Source organism: Acinetobacter sp. UBA6526 (genome assembly GCF_002434875.1).
Taxonomy (GTDB): Bacteria; Pseudomonadota; Gammaproteobacteria; order Pseudomonadales; family Moraxellaceae; genus Acinetobacter; species Acinetobacter venetianus.
Map to the genome: position 1 here is coordinate 3,453 of NZ_DJLC01000116.1, position 1,206 is coordinate 4,658.

Genomic DNA, 1,206 nt, shown 5'->3' on the forward strand with positions numbered 1-1,206 from the left:
TTACCTGTACAAAGTGGTTCAAACGATGTGTTACAAGCGATGAAACGTAACCATACGATTGATGTTTATATTGATAAAATTGCCAAGTTACGCAAAGTACGCCCAGATATGCATTTATCGAGTGACTTTATTATTGGTTTCCCTGGTGAAACTGATGCACATTTTGCTGAAACATTACAGTTCATCAAAGATTTAGATTTCGATCATTCTTACAGTTTTGTTTATTCAAAGCGTCCGGGTACACCTGCTTCGGAACTTCCAGATGACACGCCTGAGCAAGTGAAAAAAGACCGCTTGGCTCAAGTACAACAAGTCATTAAACAGTCAAGTATTGATAAAACTGATGCGATGCTCGGTAAGATCGAACGTGTACTGATTGAGAAAGTATCGGATAAAGATCCGAACGTTTTAATAGGTACAGCTGACAATACACGTTTAGTTACGTTTATCGGTGATGCAGCGTGGGTCGGACGTTTCGCAGAGATTGAGATTACTGAAATCAAAACTTTAAATTTAGTTTATGGAGAACTCTTGAATCTTGAACCTGACGTGGCGTAATGTAAGGGTATTCTTACAAGTCAACAAAAAGGGTTTCTCTTGACTGCAGCGATTCGACGTACAGTAACGTTCCCTGAGATTTCAATGGAACGTTTAAAAAGCATGCTCGGTGCGTATAACGGGCATTTAAAACAAATCGAACAACGTTTAGATGTCAAAATTACTCACCGAGGCGATGCTTTTTATCTAGACGGTGATATGGAAGCGGTCGAAAGAGCCGAAGCTTTGCTGCAGCGGCTCTATCAAGAATCAGAAATTTCGTCACAAATCAGTGCGGATTTACTGCACCTAATGATTCAGTCTTCGCAAACCGAACGTAACTTCGAATTGGTCGGCGAAGAAATGGATGAATATGATGCGCCAATTGATGTCTACTTTCAGACGCGCAAAGGGCGTATCAATCCACGCGGCGCAAATCAAAAGCGCTATGTCCAGCGTATTTTACAAAGTGATATTTCCTTTGGCGTCGGGCCAGCGGGGACAGGTAAAACTTATCTGGCTGTTGCTGCCGCTGTCGATATGTTAGAACGCAATGAAATCCAACGTATTCTACTGGTACGCCCTGCGGTTGAAGCGGGTGAAAAGCTTGGCTTTTTGCCGGGTGACTTAACTCAAAAAATTGACCCTTATTTACGTCCTCTCTACGAT

At 42.1% G+C, this 1,206-nt stretch carries 2 protein-coding genes; both read left to right on the top strand.

Going from position 1 to position 1,206, the window contains the following annotated elements:
• Positions 1-558 (top strand): radical SAM protein (locus B4237_RS07790; RefSeq protein WP_286942551.1); only part of this gene is annotated, 558 nt, incomplete at its 5' end.
• 39 nt (positions 559-597) lie between these two features.
• A partial coding sequence (locus B4237_RS07795; protein ID WP_286942553.1) for a PhoH family protein occupies positions 598-1,206 on the top strand: 609 nt, incomplete at its 3' end.